Origin of the sequence: Streptosporangium sp. NPDC000563 (genome assembly GCF_040299985.1) — a bacterium.
Classification (GTDB): domain Bacteria; phylum Actinomycetota; class Actinomycetes; order Streptosporangiales; family Streptosporangiaceae; genus Streptosporangium.
The window spans coordinates 24,066-41,771 of sequence record NZ_JBEPDA010000007.1 but is presented as its reverse complement, the minus strand read 5'-3'; the positions used below and the strand labels follow the sequence as shown (position 1 = coordinate 41,771).

Annotated in this window: 14 protein-coding genes; 4 read left to right on the top strand and 10 right to left on the bottom strand. The window is 69.1% G+C overall.

Annotated features, from left to right (window positions below; translation table 11 throughout):
- Position 1: 1 nt before the first annotated feature.
- The 3 genes from ABT352_RS18920 to ABT352_RS18910 all read right to left on the bottom strand — a co-directional run bounded on the left by ABT352_RS18920 (position 2) and on the right by ABT352_RS18910 (position 2,040).
- The gene (locus ABT352_RS18920; protein WP_350946147.1) at positions 2–160 is read right to left on the bottom strand and encodes a hypothetical protein; all 159 of its coding nucleotides are present in this window, start codon (positions 158–160) and stop codon (positions 2–4) included.
- 509 nt (positions 161–669) lie between these two features.
- Positions 670–1,368, bottom strand: a complete 699-nt coding sequence (locus ABT352_RS18915) for a CBS domain-containing protein (protein WP_350946146.1) — start codon at positions 1,366–1,368, stop codon at positions 670–672.
- Positions 1,369–1,611: 243 nt separating this feature from the next.
- Entirely contained in the window at positions 1,612–2,040 is a 429-nt protein-coding gene (locus ABT352_RS18910) for a pyridoxamine 5'-phosphate oxidase family protein (RefSeq protein WP_350946145.1), read from the bottom strand.
- Positions 2,041–2,361: 321 nt separating this feature from the next.
- Here ABT352_RS18910 and ABT352_RS18905 point away from each other — a divergent pair, with 321 nt between their 5' ends.
- Positions 2,362–3,030, top strand: coding sequence for a CBS domain-containing protein (locus ABT352_RS18905; protein WP_350946144.1), 669 nt, complete (start codon positions 2,362–2,364; stop codon positions 3,028–3,030).
- A 334-nt stretch (positions 3,031–3,364) separates the two neighbouring features.
- On the opposite strand, the gene ABT352_RS18900 is transcribed toward ABT352_RS18905, so the two are convergent.
- Positions 3,365–4,234, bottom strand: a complete 870-nt coding sequence (locus tag ABT352_RS18900) for a universal stress protein (RefSeq protein ID WP_350946143.1) — start codon at positions 4,232–4,234, stop codon at positions 3,365–3,367.
- 330 nt (positions 4,235–4,564) lie between these two features.
- Between ABT352_RS18900 and ABT352_RS18895 the strand changes: the two genes are divergently transcribed.
- The gene (locus tag ABT352_RS18895) at positions 4,565–5,452 is read left to right on the top strand and encodes a universal stress protein (protein ID WP_350946142.1); all 888 of its coding nucleotides are present in this window, start codon (positions 4,565–4,567) and stop codon (positions 5,450–5,452) included.
- Positions 5,453–5,557: 105 nt separating this feature from the next.
- Here the strand turns inward: ABT352_RS18895 and ABT352_RS18890 are convergent, their stop codons facing one another.
- Positions 5,558–6,274 (bottom strand): CBS domain-containing protein, encoded by a 717-nt coding sequence (locus tag ABT352_RS18890; RefSeq protein WP_350946141.1) that lies wholly within the window; start codon positions 6,272–6,274, stop codon positions 5,558–5,560.
- Between the two features lie 309 nt (positions 6,275–6,583).
- On the opposite strand from ABT352_RS18890, the gene ABT352_RS18885 reads away from it, so the two are divergent.
- The gene (locus ABT352_RS18885; RefSeq protein WP_350946140.1) at positions 6,584–8,284 is read left to right on the top strand and encodes a sensor histidine kinase; all 1,701 of its coding nucleotides are present in this window, start codon (positions 6,584–6,586) and stop codon (positions 8,282–8,284) included.
- Positions 8,285–8,309: 25 nt separating this feature from the next.
- Here the strand turns inward: ABT352_RS18885 and ABT352_RS18880 are convergent, their stop codons facing one another.
- The 5 genes from ABT352_RS18880 to ABT352_RS18860 form a co-directional block, all read right to left on the bottom strand.
- The gene (locus ABT352_RS18880) at positions 8,310–8,978 is read right to left on the bottom strand and encodes a CBS domain-containing protein (RefSeq protein ID WP_350946139.1); all 669 of its coding nucleotides are present in this window, start codon (positions 8,976–8,978) and stop codon (positions 8,310–8,312) included.
- Positions 8,979–9,119: 141 nt separating this feature from the next.
- Positions 9,120–9,881, bottom strand: coding sequence for an HAD family hydrolase (locus tag ABT352_RS18875; RefSeq protein ID WP_350946138.1), 762 nt, complete (start codon positions 9,879–9,881; stop codon positions 9,120–9,122).
- A gap of 135 nt (positions 9,882–10,016) precedes the next feature.
- Positions 10,017–10,691: a pyridoxamine 5'-phosphate oxidase family protein gene (locus ABT352_RS18870; RefSeq protein WP_350946137.1), complete on the bottom strand. Its 675-nt coding sequence runs from the start codon at positions 10,689–10,691 to the stop codon at positions 10,017–10,019.
- Positions 10,692–10,938: 247 nt separating this feature from the next.
- Positions 10,939–13,587: a bifunctional acetate--CoA ligase family protein/GNAT family N-acetyltransferase gene (locus ABT352_RS18865; protein ID WP_350946136.1), complete on the bottom strand. Its 2,649-nt coding sequence runs from the start codon at positions 13,585–13,587 to the stop codon at positions 10,939–10,941.
- A 202-nt stretch (positions 13,588–13,789) separates the two neighbouring features.
- Entirely contained in the window at positions 13,790–15,283 is a 1,494-nt protein-coding gene (locus ABT352_RS18860) for a bifunctional aminoglycoside phosphotransferase/ATP-binding protein (RefSeq protein ID WP_350946135.1), read from the bottom strand.
- 422 nt (positions 15,284–15,705) lie between these two features.
- On the opposite strand from ABT352_RS18860, the gene ftsH reads away from it, so the two are divergent.
- Entirely contained in the window at positions 15,706–17,613 is a 1,908-nt protein-coding gene (gene ftsH, locus ABT352_RS18855) for an ATP-dependent zinc metalloprotease FtsH (protein WP_350946134.1), read from the top strand.
- Positions 17,614–17,706 lie beyond the last annotated feature (93 nt).

The following is a 17,706-nucleotide window of genomic DNA, read 5'->3' as shown; positions in this document are numbered from 1 at the left end:
CCTAGATGAGCCAGCTCGTGCGCCCGGTGAGACCCGAGGCGCCCACCTCGGTGTTACCGAGACCCATGCCCAGGGCCTTCACGAGATCCTCGCCGGGGAGCTCGACCGTCATCACGTCGAGCGCCTCCAGATCGAGGTGGAGTGGTTCGTTCGTCGCCATCTGCACTCCCATTCCTGCCCGCCGGAGCGGGCTGTGTCGGTGACGATCGTTATCGTAGGCACGGTCGACTGTCTCGTCATCCGGCAGTGGGAGAAATAAATGAGCGGGAGGCGCGGGGGGCGAATATCAATCGACTCTCGATGCTGCGGTGATGAGTGTCGTCACCTTTTCCACCAGCCAGGTGTCACCGTCAGCAAGATCACAGAACCATTCGGTGCCACGATGGTAAGAGATTGCTGTCTGTCGGAATAAGGGTCTTCGTCGGTGTCGACAGCGGGTTTTCGGGCGGGCGGAAGAACGGTTCTTTATTGAGCGTCCTAAGGACGGTGTGATTAACGGTGAGTCATCGCGCGTTACGTTCTTGTTTCGCTGCCGTGCGGTCGTGGGATCGTGAAGCCGAATCGCGTGGCGTCGCGCTTTCCGGCGATCGGATCGCGTTCTTCTTCCAGGATCGCTCGCCGCTCGGAAGGGTCCCGGCCCGGACGCGTGAGGGGTGGGGAGTGGCCGGCTCAGCCTCCGCTCCAGGCGTCGTCGTCCTGGATCCAGCGCACTTCGTTCACCACGTCGACGACGCCGTTGACGCGGCCGATCACCCGGGCCGCTATCTCGGCTTCGCTGCGACGTTCCATGGTGCCCGTCAGGATGACGACACCGTGGTCGACCCGGACGTTGACCTGCGCGGTCTCCATGCGCAGGGAGCGGCCGAGGACCTCCTCGCGCACCTCGTCGGCGATGTCGGAGTCGGGCCGGACGAAAACCCTGATCAGGTCGCGGCGGCTGACGATGCCCACCAGGCGGCCATCCTGGTCGACGACGGGGAGCCGCTTGATGCCGTGCGCCTCCATGAGCCTGGCGGCGCCGACCGTCGGCGTCTTTCCGGTGACGGTGATCGCGGGGGAGGACATCAGTTCGGCGGCGACGTCGCCCCGCGCCCTGGCCTTCGGGTCGCGGACCTCCTGGTTCAGCCGGTGCCGCAGCCGGGCGCGCAGCGGCGGCTGGTAGCCCTCGCGGTAGTACTGCTCCCGGAACTCCTCCTTGGCGAGCAGATCCGCCTCGGAGACGACGCCGATGACACGGCCGTCCCCGTCCACGACGGGGACGGCACTCACCGCGCACGCGATGAGCGTCTCGGCGATGTCCTTGAACGGGGTGTCGGCGGTGACCAGCGCCACGTTCCTGGTCATGACGTTCTCTACCTTGGTGCGCATGGCATGTTCTCCACCCGTGATGATGCGGGCACACTCCGCCCGGCTCGAAGGTCCGTCCGGCGGACCTTCGAGCCGGGCGGAGTTCTCCGGGAACGATCTCTTCCGCTTCCTGCGGATGAGTGTGGTCATCTGCCCGGCTCTTCTCATCCCCATCTCACCCCCGTCGGGGAACCGTATGCAGGGCCGGAGGTCCCTGGCGGGCTGCCACCGGACGCGGCCCGTGGGCGTGCCGGAAACGGGCCGTCAGGTCTCCCGCTCGTCATGCCTGGACGAGAGGCGGCGGCCGGTGATCTGTTCGGCGCGTACCACGATGTAGTGGTCACGGTTGGCGGGCGCCCAGGTGCGCAGGGGGAGTGCGGACAGGCGCTCGATCTCGTTCGGTTCGCGTACGGCGCGTGCGGGGCCCACGGCGGTGACCGACCAGCCGGTGCGGGCGGTGAGGTCGAACTCGTCGGCCTCGAAGGCGACGATCGCGTCGCTGGCCGCGGCGGCGAGCTTGGACCCGAAACCCGTGCGGATCACGATGTTCTCGCCGTCGAGCACGAAGTTGACCGGTTGCACCGCGGGCAGGGCCCGGTCGGTGAACACGATGCGCCCGATCGAGGCCGACGCCAGGAGCGTGACGCACTCCTGGCGCGAGAGGATCTGCAGACCTGCCGAGTCGAGCTTCATGCCCCTAAGGCTGCCCGGTCGCTCTCCGGCGACGTTAGGGGCGAAAGTCCCCTTCATCACCGACGATCTGCCCTCGGGCCGGGCGTCGACGGGACGCCGACGGGACGTCGATCGATGACGCGTGCCGGGCCCGGGACGAAAGACTCTGCCCTCACGCGGTGAGATCGGGACCTGTGGCCCTGGAGCGGACCGCCGGGAGGGGGGTCTGATGGGGGAGAGGACGGAGGACACCACGCGCGTCGCGATGTGGCGGTCGTCCACTCCGGGCGGCGCCCGGAGGCCGGGAACATCCGTGAGGACTCGCAGGAATTGGGGAAGAAAATGTCGATCACCGTGAGTGACGTGATGGGCCGCACCGCCATCGCCGTGCGGCAGGACGCGGGTTTCGCCGACATCGTGGCCGTGATGCGACGCTTCGCCGTGGGCGCGGTGACGGTCGTCGACGTGGAACGCCGTCCGGTCGGGGTGGTCTCGCAGGACGATCTGCTGCTCAAGGAGAGCGACGCGGTGCGCCACAGCATCTCCATCTTCGAGAGCACCGCTCGCCGGCGCGAGCACGAGAAGGCCGCGGCGGTCGTGGCCAAGGATCTGATGACCTCGCCCGCGATCACCGTTACGCCGGGCATGCCCGTCAGGGAGGCGGCGCGACTCATGCACGACAAGAGGATCCAGCAGCTTCCGGTGATCGACCCGGTGACCGGCCGCCTCGCCGGCATCCTGCACCGGGCGAACCTGTTGCGCGTCTTCGACCGCGCCGAGGCCGAGCTGCGCGCCGAGGCCGAAGCCGTCGCCCGTGACCTGAACACCACCGCCTCGGAGGTGGTGATCGGTGTCGAGAACGGTGTGGTGACGCTCGACGGCAAGGTCGAACGCCGCTCACAGGTCGTCCAGCTCGTCGAGGCGATCCGCCGGCTCGAAGGCGTCGTCGACGTCACCTCACGGCTTGAGCACGGTGACGACGACCTGCTCGTCCTCCCGCCCCTGCTGTAGGCCGGCGCACCATCGGGATCATCGCCGGACGCGGTGGGCATGACGGTGGGCATGCGTTGTGCCGCCGGTCCGGTGGTGGTGGCGCGTGCTCGAAAGGTTCGAAGGGGATGTGAAAGACATTACTGATCTACTTTGTAAAGGGCGCACGCTAGCTCAAAACCGAAAAACAGGATAAAAAGGACTAAAGGCGGCATTGAACAACAAGGGCGTGTCAGGTCCGGTGTGCGCTACGGGAAGGCAGGCCGTCGTTCGCTCGTAAGGTGCCCAATGTCGCCACACGTGCCTTCTCCCCGGGCCCGGTAGGTGGCGCCACGGTGGTCTGTGCCGGGAGGGCTCAACTCCGATGGTCGTGCGAGGTGTGATGGACGGCGACGGGCGCCCGAGCGTGGTGGAGCAGGGCGCGTACGGTCGAGCTGAGGAACATCGCCCGGCCGCGGGCGCCCACGACGACCAGTTCAGCGGTCTCGGAGGCGTCGATGAGCGCCTTGGCCGGATGCTTGTGCACGACCTGCTCGATGAGGGGAACGTCGGGGAACCTCTCCCGCCGGCCACTGAGCGACTCGGCCAGCAGGCGGGCCTCCTCGTCACCGACCTCTTCGACGTCGTAGACGAGTGGCTGCATGTCGCCGGGTGCTCTGCTGGCCGGGTGGGTCCAGGCGTGGAGCGCTCGCAGTGGACGCCGGTGCAGGGCCGCCTCGCCGAAGGCGAACTCCAGGACGGGGTCCTGGTCGGGACGTCCGGTGACGCCGACGACGATCTCGCCGCCCCGGGTGGTGTGCGGCTGATTGACGATCACTACCGGGCACGGGGATCGGGCGGCCAGGTCGTGGCTGACCGAGCCCAGTAGCAGGCCGGCGAATCCGCCCAGGCCTCGGTGGCCGACGACGACCAGCTGTGCGCTCTCGGCCACGGCGGCGATCGCCTCCGCGGCGTTTCCGTCGAGGATCTCGGTGGTGACCTTCGGCGCGGGGTCGTGGGAGCGGACCTGTTCGGCTGCCCGGTGAAGGAGTTCCTCGCAGGCGGCTTCCTCGGCGGGGCCCCAGTGGCCGGGCTGGGGGACGAGCGGGACGTCATAGGCCCAGCGCAGGGCGGCGTGGACGATGCGCAACGGCGCCTTTCTCAGGGTCGCCTCCCGCGTTGCCCAGGTCAGGGCCTGTAGCGAGGGCGTCGAGCCGTCGACGCCGACGATGATGGGTGCTGTCATGGTGACCGCCCTCGGTGCGTTGTCAGGGGCCGATGCTCTGATCGCGGTGGCCGGGCCCGAGATCCGGCGGGTTCTCGCGTGTGCCCCTGGCTCGTCTCATTCTTCGTGGCTCCGCCGTTCGCCGGGTAGGGACGAAGGTCCCCTGGGTTTCCTCGGGGGCCGTCTCGTCGTCCGGCCAGGTGACGGTGGGGTGGAGGATCATGGCTCGTCGCCCGGGTTTCGCGGGTGGGTGCCGTGCGGTGAGCAGGGCGGAAGGTCCCACCACGGTGGGACCTTCCGCCCTGCTCTTCGGCGGGTGTCCTGGTGAGCATGGAGAGGGAGGTGAGGGCGATGAGCGATATTCGTGAGGTTGTCGTCGGCTATGACGGCTCTGACTTCTCCATGCAGGCCCTGGAGTGGGCGATGGACGAGGCCGAGCTCGGGGGGTTGCCGCTGAAGGTGGTTCACACGTGGCGGTGGCCGTATGGGGAGGCCGATGAGGATGCCAGGCTTCATCTGCGCAACGCCGCCGAGCATGTGCTGTATCACGGGGCCGACTGTGCTCGCGCGTGTAGCACGCTGACCGATGTCGCGACGGATCTGTATGAGGGCGCGGCCGCCGAACGGCTGGTCGAGCTGTCGGAGCGAGCGGCGATGATCGTCGTGGGTTCTCGGGGCATGGGCACCCTGGCGAGGACCGTTCTGGGGTCGGTAGCTGGGTATGTGGCGGCTCATGCGGGTTGTCCGGTGATCGTGGTGCGGGGGCCCGGTCCGCTTCCGGTGCCGGCGAAGCGCGGTGCCGTGGTTCTGGGGATGAGCGGGGACACCTCTGACGGGGTGATCGAGTTCGCTTTTCGTGAGGCCGCCCTCAGGCGGTTGAAGCTGACGGCGGTGCATGCCGGGCGCCTGCAGCCGTTGGTGCACGACACGCGGGTCGCGATGCACGCGGCGGAGGACGGCATGCTGGAGCGGCTGGGGCCATGGCGGATCGCCTACCCCGGGGTGTCGGTCCGTGCCTGTTTCGCCGCGACGTCCGCGAAGGACCTGCTGGAGGACGTGTCCAGGGAGGCGAGTCTGGTGGTGGTCGGCGGGGCACGTGATCACGGCAGGCTCGGCTCGACCTCCAGGTCGGTTCTTCAGCACGGCTTCTGTCCCGTGGCGGTCGTTCCCGTGGGCTGGGAGAGTCCGCCGCGGAGTGAGCCCGCTCGGGCGGGCTTCGACACCTCCGGTGACCTCTGAGGTCTCTTCGGGCATTCGGAGGGGCCGATGGGGTGAAGGCCTCGGGTCTTCGAAGCCGCCTGGATCACGGTCGAGGGGCTGAAGAACCCGGGGGAGGTGAATTCTTTACCTTCGGTGTCTTGTCCGGGCTGGGACGTCGTCGACGTCCCACTTCAGGTTGTCGATCACGTCGACGACTCCGTTCACCCGCTGGGTTATCCGTACCGCGAGCCGGGCGTCCTCGCGCCGGTGCATGTGGCCGCTCAGGGTGACGACGCCGTGTGCGACGGTGGCGGTGGCGGTGTTGGGGGCGGCCCACAGGGAGTGTCCGAGAATGTTCTCCTCCACCTCGCGGGCGATGTCGGCGTCATCGCGGACGAAGATCTTGAGCAGGTCGTGGCGGCTGACGATGCCCTGGAGCGATCCGTCGGCATCCACCACCGGCAGTCTTTTGACGCCGTGTTCGATCATGAGGCGTATGGCGGACACGACGGAGGCGTGCTGCTGGACCGTGATCGCGGGGGTGGTCATCAGGTCGGCGGCGGTGTCGCCGCGGGCTTTGACGCGGCCCGCGGCGACACCGCCGCCCTTCTGACCCAGGCGGTGGAGTAGCCGGATGCGTAGCGGCGGATGGTAGTCCTCGCGGTAGTAGCGCTCCTTGAAGCCTTCCTTGTGGAGGAGGTCCTCTTCGGAGACGATGCCGATGACGTGCCCTTCGTCGTCGACGACGGGGAGCGCGCTCACCGTGTGGGTGATGAGCGCCTCGGCGACGTCCTTGAACGGGGCGTCACCCCTGACCGACGTCACCTTCGTGGTCATGACGTCTTTGACCGTGGCGTACATCGGCGACCTCCTTCTGGACGCGGGTCCTTCGTGGGTGTGGCGGCCCCGCACGGATCGAGGGTGGCTCGCCGCTGCCCGCCGGGTTCCCGGATCTCCATCTCACTGCCGGCGGGGGCGTCCCGGCAGAGGCCACAGGTCCTCGATGTGGAGGTCTTTCGGCCACCGGGTGGCAGGGCTCCCCGAGCCGGTCGGCGAGGTCGTGTCTCGTCGGTCAGGTGTTCGTCATCGGGAGGTAAACGATGGCCGGAAGAGTGGATACGGCCTCCTTGGCGGGCGGGTGTCCGCGTGCCCGGGTGCGAAACTTGGGGTATGGCGAAGATCGAGCCGGGTGCGTTGATCACGCACATGCGCCTGGACGAGCTCTTGGCGGAGTTGCGGGTGCGTCTGGAGGCGGTGCTGGCGACCCGTGACCGGGTGCACGCGCTGCTCGAGGCGGTGGTCGCGGTGGGTGGCGACCTGGATCTGGAGACGGTGCTGCGCAGGATCGTGGAGGCCGCCACCGCGCTGGTGGACGCCACCTATGGGGCGTTGGGTGTGGCCGGTGAGCACAGCACGCTCGTTCAGTTCGTTCCGGTGGGGTTGAGTGAGGAGGAGATCGCGCGGATCGAGCACTGGCCGCACGGGCTGGGTCTGCTCGGGTTGCTGATCAAGGAGCCGCAGGTTCTGCGGCTGGCCCACATCTCCGACCATCCCGCCTCCTGTGGGTTTCCGCCCGGTCATCCGCCGATGGGGTCGTTTCTGGGGGTGCCGGTGCGGGTGCGTGAGGAGGTGTTCGGCAATCTCTATCTGACCGAGAAGCGTGGTGGGGGGGAGTTCGACGAGGAGGACGAGGCGATCGTGACGGCGTTGGCGACCGCCGCGGGGGTGGCGATCGAGAACGCTCGTCTGTATGAGGAGACGCGGCGCAGGGAGATGTGGTTGCAGGCGTCGGCGGAGGTGACCACCAGTCTGCTGTCGGGGGCGGAGCCGCGCGAGGTGCTCGGGCTGATCGCGCGGCGGGCGCGGGAGATGGCGGGGGCCGATGTCGTGGCTGTTCTGCTGCCTGATGAGAGTGGCCGGATTCTGCGTACGTTGATCGCCGAGGGGGAGGCCTGTGAGCAGGTGGCCCATGCCGAGGCGTTGGTCGCCGATTCTCTGGCCGGTCGTGCTTTCGTCACCGGTGAGCCGCTCATGGTGACCGATCCGGGTGAGGTGAAGATCCCGATCGTGATCGCCGAATACATCTCGCTCGGCCCGGTGGCCGCGGTGCCGATCGGGGCGTCGGGAGGTGTGCGGGGGGTGTTGTCGCTGGGTAAGCGTTCGGGGCGTCTCCCGTTCAGCAGGGATGAGCTGCGCACCCTGCACTCTTTCGCGGGGCAGGCCGCGATCGCCCTGAAGCTGGCCGAGAGCCGGATGGACGCCGAGCGGCTGAGTCTGCTGGAGGATCGCGACCGGATCGCCAAGGACCTGCACGATGTGGTGATCCAGCGGTTGTTCGCCGTGGCCCTGACCTTGATGAGCACGGTGCCGCTGATCGAGCGGCCGGAGGTCTCGTCGCGGCTGCGCGGCTCCATCGACGAGCTCGACGGCACGATTCGGCAGATCCGTTCCACCATTTTCGCCTTGCGTGCCTTCCCTCAGGAGGGCGATTCCGGGTTGCGTGCGGGGATCGTGGCCCTGGTGGAGGGGGTGCGCGGTCAACTGGGTTTCATGCCGGGCCTGGAGATGGAGGGGAGGCTGGACGGTGCGGTGCCGGAGCCGGTGGCCGAGGACCTGCTGGCCGCGTTGCGTGAGGCGTTGTCCGATGTGGTGCGTCATGCCGAGGCCTCGAAGGTCGACATATCGGTGGACGCCGGTCAGGAGCGGCTCGTCCTGACCGTGGTCGACAACGGGGTCGCCGTGTCCGCGGACGGCGGGCACGATGGGCTGCGTGATCTGCGGGAGCGGGCCGAGCGGCTGGGCGGGTCCTTCGTCGTCGGCTGCTCGCCGGAGGGTGGCACCCGGTTGGTGTGGAGCGTTCCATTAGGTTAGGTGCGGGCGGTCGTGAGGGCGGGTTTCACAGCCGTTCCCCGGTGCGGGTGTTGTCCCGGTCCCAGGCGAGTTCGTCGATCACGTCGATGACTCCGTCGATCTGGCGGGTCATGTCCAGGGCGATCCTGGTGTCCCCGCGCAGGGTCATTCGTCCGCTCAGTGTCACCACGCCGTCCTTGACGGTGACCTGGACGAGGGAGGTGTCCATCCACAACGAGCGTGTCAGGACGTCCAGGCGGACCTCGCGTTCGATGTCGTGGTCGGAGCGGATGAACGCCCTCAGCAGGTCGCATCGGCTGACGATGCCCGCCAGGCGGCCCTGTCCGTCGATCACCGGGAGCCGTTTGACGTCGTTCTCACTCATGAGCCGGCCGGCGTCCGCCACCGGGGCGTCCTTCGAGATCGTGATCGCGGGGACGCGCATCAGCTCCCTGGCGACCTCGCCTCCGGTGCGGTTCGCGCAGGTCTGCCGTTTGGGCGGAGTGGGCTCGCCGGAGTGTGTGTCCTGGGGTTCCTTTCCGCGGAGCAGGTCGGCCTCGGAGACGATCCCCACCACGTGGCCGTCGTCGTCCACCACCGGTAGGGCGCTCACCGTGTGGGTGAGAAGCGTTTGCGCGATGTCCTTGAAACCGGTGTTCTCACCGACCGAGATCACCTTGTGGGTCATCACGTCCTTGACGGTGAGGTGGTGCATCTCGCCTCCGAACAGGTGGTGACATGGGCCGGCCTGGTCACTTCCGCGCCCACCGGCCGTGACTCGTCCATAGGGGCAGCATCGGTCGTGCTCGCGGCGTTTTCCAGGGTCCAAGGACCCTATGAGCCGGGACCGTCGGCTCTAAGGGGGGTGCGGGGCGCCTGAGCGATCAGGGGGCGGTTTCAGTCGTAGTTCGGCCAGGTCGGTGACGACCAGGTCGGCTCCGGCGGCGCGCAGGGCCTGTCCCCGGGTGTGCCGGTCGACGCCGATGACGAGTTTGAAGCGGCCTCGCCTGCCGGCTCGCACACCGGCCAGGGAGTCCTCCACGACGGCTGCCCGGCTCGGGGCCACTCCCAGTCGCCGGGCCGCGTACAGGAACAGCGCGGGATCGGGTTTGCTCGCGAGTCCGAGCCGGGCGGCGGTCACGCCGTCGACCAGGACGTCGAACAGGCCGGTGGCGTGCGCGGCGTCGAGCACCCGTGCGCAGTTGCGGCTCGCGGAGACGGCGGCGGTGAGTACTTTTTCGCGTCGCAGTTCGCGAACGAGTTCAAGGGTCGAGCGGAAGGGGGTCACGCCGTGGGTGTCGAGTTCGGCCAGGAAGGAGGCGTCTTTCGCGGCGGCGAGATCCGCCGCCGTGTCGGGATCGATGGTGATGTTTCGGGAGTGCAGAAAGTCGTTCACCCCGTCCAGCCGGGATTTGCCGTCGACGTGGGACAGATAGTCCTCATCGGTGTCGAACGGCCGGAACGGCTCGCCGGACCGTTCGGCGTGCTCGCCCAGGAAGGCGTCGAAGACCTGTTTCCACGCGGCGGCGTGCACGGTGGCCGTGTCGGTGACGACCCCGTCGGTGTCGAAGATCATCGCGGCGATCTCTTCGAGGTCCACCACTGCGGGAGGCGTCATGGAGCGCTTCCTTTCTTGCCGGGCACGACGGCTGCCCGATCTCGCAGTCAGGACTGATCGGCCCTGCCGCCTCCGCAGGCCGGTGATCTTCCCCGGAAGCGCGGACGACCGTCCGGGCGGCCACACCGGTGTGGATCACGGGCCGTGCAGGATGCGGCGGCCGGTGATCTCGGAAGGAGTGATCTTGACGTAGAGCTCGCGGTCGCCGCCGGCCCAGGGGTGGACGCCCAGGGTCATCACGGCCGCCTGCTCCTCGGCGGTGGAGACATGATGGACACCGCCTCGGATGAGGACGCTCCAGCCCTCGCGGTTGGCGTCGTCGATCCGATCGACCTCGAAGGCGACTTTGAACTCGACCCCCTTCACGCCGGTTCTCAGGCTCTCGTCGAGCGGGCCGCCGAAGGCGGTACGGAAGATCACGCAGTTTTCGTGCAGGACGTAGTTGACCGGCAGGATCGTCGGGCCGCCGAGGTCGTCGAAGGCCAGCCGGCCGACCCCGCCGGGGGAGATGAGCCGCAGGCACTCCTTCGCGTCCAGGTGCTTCAGCTCGGGGTGGAGTGCGGCTCTTCCCTGCCCGGGGGGCTGGTCGACGGTCCCTCCCAGGAGTTCGGCGGTGCTGGTGTCCAGGGCGGAGGCCAGGCGCTCGATGGTCTCGATGGCGGGGGCGGCCGCCCTCTGCTCCACGTAGGCGAGGTAGGAGGGGTTGATGTCGGCGCGCTTCGCCAGTTCTTCCCGGTCGAGGCCGAGGCTTTCACGTCGTCGGGTGATCCGGCGGCCGAGGTCACCGGGAGCGGCGAGGCGTTCAGCCATGGGGTTTTCCCCTTTCAAGGTGGGTGTCGTCCGCGGAGACGGGCTTTTCATGCCGTCGCGGTGTTTTTCGAACCTCCCCCCGTAGGACGGCCACGTCGGATGCGACGCCGGGCTCTGGCGGCCGGCCTTCGGGGAATCTCTTCACTGGGAACGCTATGGCGCGGGCAGGGGCGGTAACAGGGCCGAAAGTCCCGTGCGCCATGGCCAGGTGACCTTGCCGGTCGCATGCCGGTCGCGTGCCGGTTCGTCAGCGGAGCCGGCGGCGCAGAGGGGAGGGGACGGGTGAGGCCGGGGCCAGCCGGATCCGCACGTCCACCACGACGGCGTCGGCGGGACCGGCGACGATCGGGTTCAGGTCCAGCTCGGCGATCTGGGGAAGATCTTCTGCGAGTTTCGCCACCCTGACGATGTGATCCTCCAAGGTGGCGGTGTCGGCCACCGGGCGCCCCCGGTAGCCGAACAGAAGGGGGGCGCAGTGCAGCTCCCGGATCATTTCCGCGGCGTCCTGGCCGCTCAGCGGGGGACTGCGGAAGGCGCGGTCGGTGAGCAGTTCGGCGCTCACGCCTCCCATGCCGACCATGACCAGAGGACCGAAGGAGGGGTGGCGGACCGCGCCGACGATGATCTCCACGCCGTCGGGTGCCATCGGCTGGACGATCGCGCCGGTCATCTCCCGGCCGACCGTGTCCTTCATCGCCCGGTAGGCGCCGCGAACCTCCGCCGAGGTGCGCAGCCCGAGCCGGACGCCGCCGACGTCGCTCTTGTGCACCGGTCCCGTCGCCTTCAGCGCGACGGGGAATCCGAGGTGGGCGGCGGCACGGGCGGCCTCTTCGGGGGTGTCCGCCTCGATGAACTCCGCCACGGCGACCCCGTAGCAGCCGAGAAGCCGGGCGGCCGTCACCGGGTCGAGCCAGCGGCCCTGGGGATGGTGCGACAGGTCTTCCTCGACGAGTTCCCGTGCCGCCTGGATGTCCGTCCCCGCAGGAGGGACGAAGGGCAGGACCGGACGTGAGCGCCACCGCCTGTAGGCCACGGCCCGGCTCACCGCCTGCACGGCCTGCTCGGGAAAGGCGTACACGGGCACCGGGCCGGTCGTCCCGTCACGGCCGACCACGCAGGCGACGACGGTCTTGTTCGCCGAGCTCGCTACCCGCGCGATCGCCTCACAGGTGCGTTCGGTACCCGAACCGAACGGCGGGGTGTAGACGATCAGCACGGTGTCGACCTCCGGGTCTTCCAGCGCGGCCAAGGCGGCGAACTCCAGCTCCTCGGCCTGCCCGTCGGCCGTCAGGTCGACCGGGTTGGCGACGGCGGCGGCCGGGCGCAACCCGGAGCGCATCCGTCGCTGGGTGCCGGGCGACAGTTCCGGTACGAGAAGGCCGTGACGTTCACAGGCGTCGGCGGCGAGCGCCTGTGGCCCGCCGGAGTTGCCGACGATCGCCACCCGGTCTCCGGCGGGCAGCGGCTGGGTGGCCAGCAGCCGTGCGGTGTCCAGCAACTCCTGCATGCCGTCGACGCGAATGACTCCGGCGGCGCGCAACAGGGCGTCGACGGCGACGTCGGGGGTCGCGGCGGCGGCGGTGTGCGAGCGTACGGCCCGGTCCCCCGAGGTGCTGCGGCCGCTCTTGATCGCGACGATCGGCTTGTGCCGTCCCACCCGGCGGGCGATCCTGCCGAACTTCCGCGGGTTGCCGAAGGACTCAAGGTACAGGGCGATGACCGTGGTCTGGGGGTCGTCCTCCCAGTACTCCAGCAGGTCGTTGCCGCTGACGTCGGCCTTGTTGCCGACCGAGACGAAGGAGGAGATCCCGATGTCGAGCGTGGTGGCCCGGGCGACGAGCCCGGCGGCCACCGCTCCGGACTGCGACATCAGCGCGACGGCGCCCGGCAGCGGAGGGTGGGGCAGGAAACTGGCGTTGAGGGCGGCGCCGGTGCTCACGATTCCGAGGCAGTTGGGGCCGATCAGCCGCATCCCTCCGGTACGGCAGATGCGCAGCAGTTCGGCCTGGCGCTCCGCTCCCTGCGGGCCGGTCTCCGCGAAGCCGGCGCTGACCACGACGAGCCCGGCCACACCGTGGCCGGCGCACTGGCGTGCGACGTCCAGGACCGCGTTCGCGGGCGTGGCCACGACGACCAGATCGACCGGCTCGCCGATCGAGGACAGGTCGGGATGGGCGGGGAGGCCGAGGATGTGAGTCGCCTTCGGATTCACCGGGTAGACCGGGCCGGGAAATCCGCCGTCGAGCAGGTTTCCCAGCAGCCGATGCCCCACCCGGTCCGGCTCGCGGCTCGCCCCCACGACGGCGACCGAGCGGGGAGACAGCACTCGCCTCAGCGAGGCGCGCTCCGCCTCGTGGTCGCGCCGCTCGATCGCGGCCGTGAGCGCGTCCGTGGGGCGCAGGTCGATCCGGACGCGTATCTCGTCGCCGGTGAACTCGCGTGTCGTGGTGAGACCGAGGTCGGAGAGAACCTTCAGCATCGTCCCGTTTCCGGTGAGCACGTCGGCCACCAGTTCGCCCACCCCCCGGGCCGCGGCGTCGAGCGCGAGGTGTTCCAGCAGAAGGGTGCCCAGACCACGGCCGTGGACGTGGTCGTCGATGAGGACGGCCACGTCGGCGCTGTGCCGTCTCTCGTCGGGGATGTACTCCGCGACCGCGACGAGCCGCCCGGAAAGGAGGGCGACCTGGGCGTGCCCGCGGTAGCCGGAGCCGGTCAGCCGGTCCATGTACAGGTGGGCCGTGGCGCGACCTCCGGCGAAGAACCGCAGGTAGGCCGACTTCTCCGAGGTGTGGTCCACCAGGGCGTGCAGGGCCGCGCCGTCCGTGTCGCGCAGCGGTCTGATGTGGGCGATCTCCCCGGTTCGAAGGAGTGCGTCACATTCGTCCAGGATCGACATGAAGCAAGCCTTTCCCGGTGTTCCGCCGCCTGTCAGGGGTCCTTCGGCCCCATCGCCCGGCCGAAGGTCACCCGCGGGGTCACCGGCGAAATCACTGTCGAAATCACCGTCACCGGGCTCCGGGACGGTGCCCGGTGACGGGGCCGGGAGACGGATACCGATCCATTCGGGACCCTTCTTCCACGGCTCTTTTACGGCGTCCTCAGCCGGGTTCCATCCGGGGGCGCCGGAACCGCCGGGCGACGACGGCCGAGGGAGGATGGATCGCGGCCAAGGCCCGCTCAAGTGCCTGTTCCACGGTCGTGCCGGTGTCGATCTCGGTCGCCTCCGGCCAGGGCGCCGTCCTCGCCGCCATGGTCGCGGCGATCGCCTGATCGGCGTCGGACACCCCGCCGGTTCGCCGGGCGAGCCGCTCGGCGGTGATCTGTGGAGGGGCGGTGCAGCGTAGCGCCACGAGGTCGCTGAAGGTGCGCCGGGCGAGGTGCTCGGCCGCCGTCCGGTGCTCTGCGTCGATCCAGGAGGCGTCGAGGATGACCGGCTCGCCCTGCTGGAGCAGCTTCTCGGCTCGAAACAGCAACTCGTCATAGGTGCGCTCGGTGCGCCGGCGATCGTAGATGCCCTCGCCGAAGGGGGCCGCCGCCGGTTGTTCCGGCGCGATGCCGGCGAGTTCCTTGCGAACGCGGTCGCTGTTCAGCAGCGTGTGTCCGAGGCGGTCGGCGAGGGCGGCGGCCAGGGTCGACTTGCCGGTTCCCGGACCTCCGCCGACGAGGACCAGGGAGATCGCCCCCGCCCGCAGGTGGCGAAGTGTGAGCTCGGCGAGTTGCCGGGCCTCTCGCGCCGAGCCGGGGTCCTCCTGCCGTTGCCGCAGGCAGGCGACCTTGGCGCGGACGAAGGCTCGGTAGGCGACGTAGTGGTGCCAGAGCGAGGGCGGGGCGGGATCGGCGGTGAACTCGATGTAGTGGTGCAGGAAGGTCCCGGCCAGGCGAGGTGCCCCGAGCCGTTCCAGGTCCATGGCGAGGAAGGCCACGTCGTCAAGGCCGTCGAGAAAGCGGAGTCGTTCGTCGAACTCCAGGCAGTCCAGGATCCTCGGCCCGTCGTGCAGGCAGAAGATGTCTTCCGCGAGCAGGTCGCCGTGGCCGTCCACGATGCGGCCCTCCTCGACGCGGGCGGTGAGCAGGGGGTCGCGGCCGTCGAGGAAACGCAGCGTGAGCCGTTCGATCTCCGTGACGATCTCGGGGTCGAGAACCGCGTCGGGAAGCGCGCGGATCTGGTCGAAGCTCGCGTTCCAGCGGGACCGCAGTGCCTGTCTCTCCCCGCTCCGGTCGATGCGCGGGCTGTGGGGGGATCGGGCGTGCATGCTCGCGATCATCCGCGCGATGCTTCGCAGGGGCTCCTCGACCGGTTGGCCCAGGCGGACCATGACGGCGAGGCGGCGTTCCTCGGGCATGCGCCGCATCACGACGAGATGATCGCAGACCTCTCCGTCCGGGCCCAGTACGTCGGCGACCCCCTCGTAGACGTCCGGGGCGAGCCGCCGGTTGAGTTCCACCTCCCGCAGGCAGGCGGCCCGCCGGGCCTCACGGGTGGTGAAGTCCAGGAAGCCGAGGTCCACCGGCTTCTTGAGCTTGAAAACACGATCTCCGAGCAGGAGCACGACGGCGATGTGCGTCTCCTTGATCTGCGCCCACGATCCCATCGGCAACGCCTTCCACGCTCAGCTCCACCCCTCGGATGACCGAAACCCCGGTTGAACGGCCGGACCCGCCGTTGAGGTGATCTCGGGCGGGTGGGCGGACTCCCCATCTCCCAGTCCTTCCCCTGGTCGCGACCTGTGACGCGGTCGCCGACGATCGGCCGGGGCGGCATGGGGAGACAGTGAAAGGCATCAACGGGTGCAGAGGCGCAGGGGGATGCGGGGAAACACGGTGTGGGCGGGCCGGATGTGCTTGTCGCTCACCGTCCTCCGACCTACTCAAAAAAGGATTTATGTCCTGATTTCGGGTCTTTAGACCCTGCACGGTTCCTGCCGGGTGGCTGAAAACTGGCAGGTGAGGGGCGCATCGGGGAGGCCAGGTGGTGATCACGCGAATCCGGCCGCACGGTCGGCACAGTCGGCATATGACCGGTAAGGCGAAGCCCGGACCGCCGAACGAGCCGCCGCCGACGCCCCCTTCGTCGTCTCCGCCGCCCACCGGCTGGCGGCGCTGGCTGCCGACGATCGGCATGCTGATCGTCGCGCTGTGGCTGCTGGTGCCCCTGCTGTTCACCGGGCCGTCGAGCGCGTCGTACCCCTACAGCGATTTCGTCGCCAAGGTGAGCACGGGACAGGTCAAGGCGGTGACGATCGACGATCAGGGCGCGGTGTCGGGCACGCTGAACAACGGCGCCACCTTCACCAGCCAGATCCCCACCGCGCTCAACGCCACCCGGCTGGAGGACCAGCTTCGCTCCAATCACGTCCAGATCACCGCGACGCGGGCGGAGAACTCCCTGATCTCGCTCCTGGTCGGCTTTCTGCCGCTGGTGCTGCTCATCGCCCTGTTCGGCTGGATGGGAAGAAAGGCGCAGCAGTCCATGGCCGGTGGGATGGGAGGTTTCGGCCGGTCGAAGGCGAAGATCATCGAGGCCCAGCGGCCGGCGACCCGGTTCGGCGACATCGCCGGCTACGACGGCGTCAAGCAGGAGATCAGCGAGATGGTGGAATTCCTGCGCGCCCCCGATCGGTACGCGGCCGCGGGCGCGAAACCACCCCGGGGAGTGATCATGGTCGGTCCTCCGGGAACGGGCAAGACGCTCATCGCCCGGGCGGTGGCCGGAGAGGCGGCCGTGCCGTTCCTGTCGGTCACCGGCTCGGCGTTCGTGGAGATGTTCGTCGGCGTGGGCGCCTCACGAGTCCGCGACCTCTTCGACGAGGCGCGTAAACGCGCCCCCTCGATCGTCTTCATCGACGAGATCGACGCCATCGGCGGCCGGCGTGGCAGGGCGATCGCCGGCAACGACGAACGCGAGCAGACGCTCAACCAGCTGCTGGCGGAGATGGACGGCTTCGACCAGAGCAGCGGGATCGTCGTCCTGGCCGCGACGAACCGGCCGGAGACCCTTGACCCCGCTCTGCTGCGTCCCGGCCGTTTCGACCGGCAGGTCACCGTCCCGCTGCCCAACCAGGTCGAACGCGCGGCGATACTGGCCGTTCACGCGGCCGGCAAGCATCTGGCCCCGGACGTCGACCTCGGCGTGATCGCCCGTGCCACGCCGGGATTCTCCGGCGCCGACCTGGCCAACCTCGTCAACGAGGCCGCGATCAACGCGGTCAGGGCCGGCCGCACGACCATCAACGCCAGGGACCTCGACGCGGCACGCGAGCGGGTGCTGCTGGGACGGCGGGAGACGACCAACGCGCTGCTTCCCCAGGAACGCCACTCGGTGGCCGTGCACGAGTCCGGGCACGCCCTGCTCGCCACGCTGTGCGAGCAGGCCGACCCGGTCGCGAAGGTGACCATCCTGCCCGCCGGTCTGACACTCGGCGTCACCGAGCAACTGCCCGAGGCCGAACGGCATCTCTACAGCGAGACCTACCTCACCGACCTGCTCACCGTGCGGCTGGGCGGCCGGGCCGCGGAACTGGTCGTCTTCGGTGAGGGCTCCACCGGCGCCGCCAACGATCTCGCGGCCGCCACGCAGATCGCCACCCGCATGGTGCGCGACTTCGGCCTGTCACCCGCGCTCGGTCCGGTCGGCTACTCTCCCGCGGGCCCTCAGTTCCTCGGCGAGGACGGTGAGGAGCTCCAGCGCAGGCCGTACTCGGAGCGGACGCAGCAGGTCATCGACGAGGAGGTCGCCCGCCTGATCCGCGAGGCCGAGAAACGCGCGGTCGACCTGCTGAGAGTGCACCGTGGCGCCCTGGACCGGCTCGCCGCGATCCTGGTCGAGAAGGAGACGGTCGACGGTGACGTCGTCGGCGGCGTGCTGCGCGACGAGCGGCAGGCGCATCCGGACCTGAACGCCGCCGACGACGTCACCGTCTGATCACTGTCTGAGAGGGGGACGTTTCCCGCATACGGGGAGGTGAATCGGGACCTTCGGCCCTACCGCCGACGTGATTTTTCCATCGACGCCGGT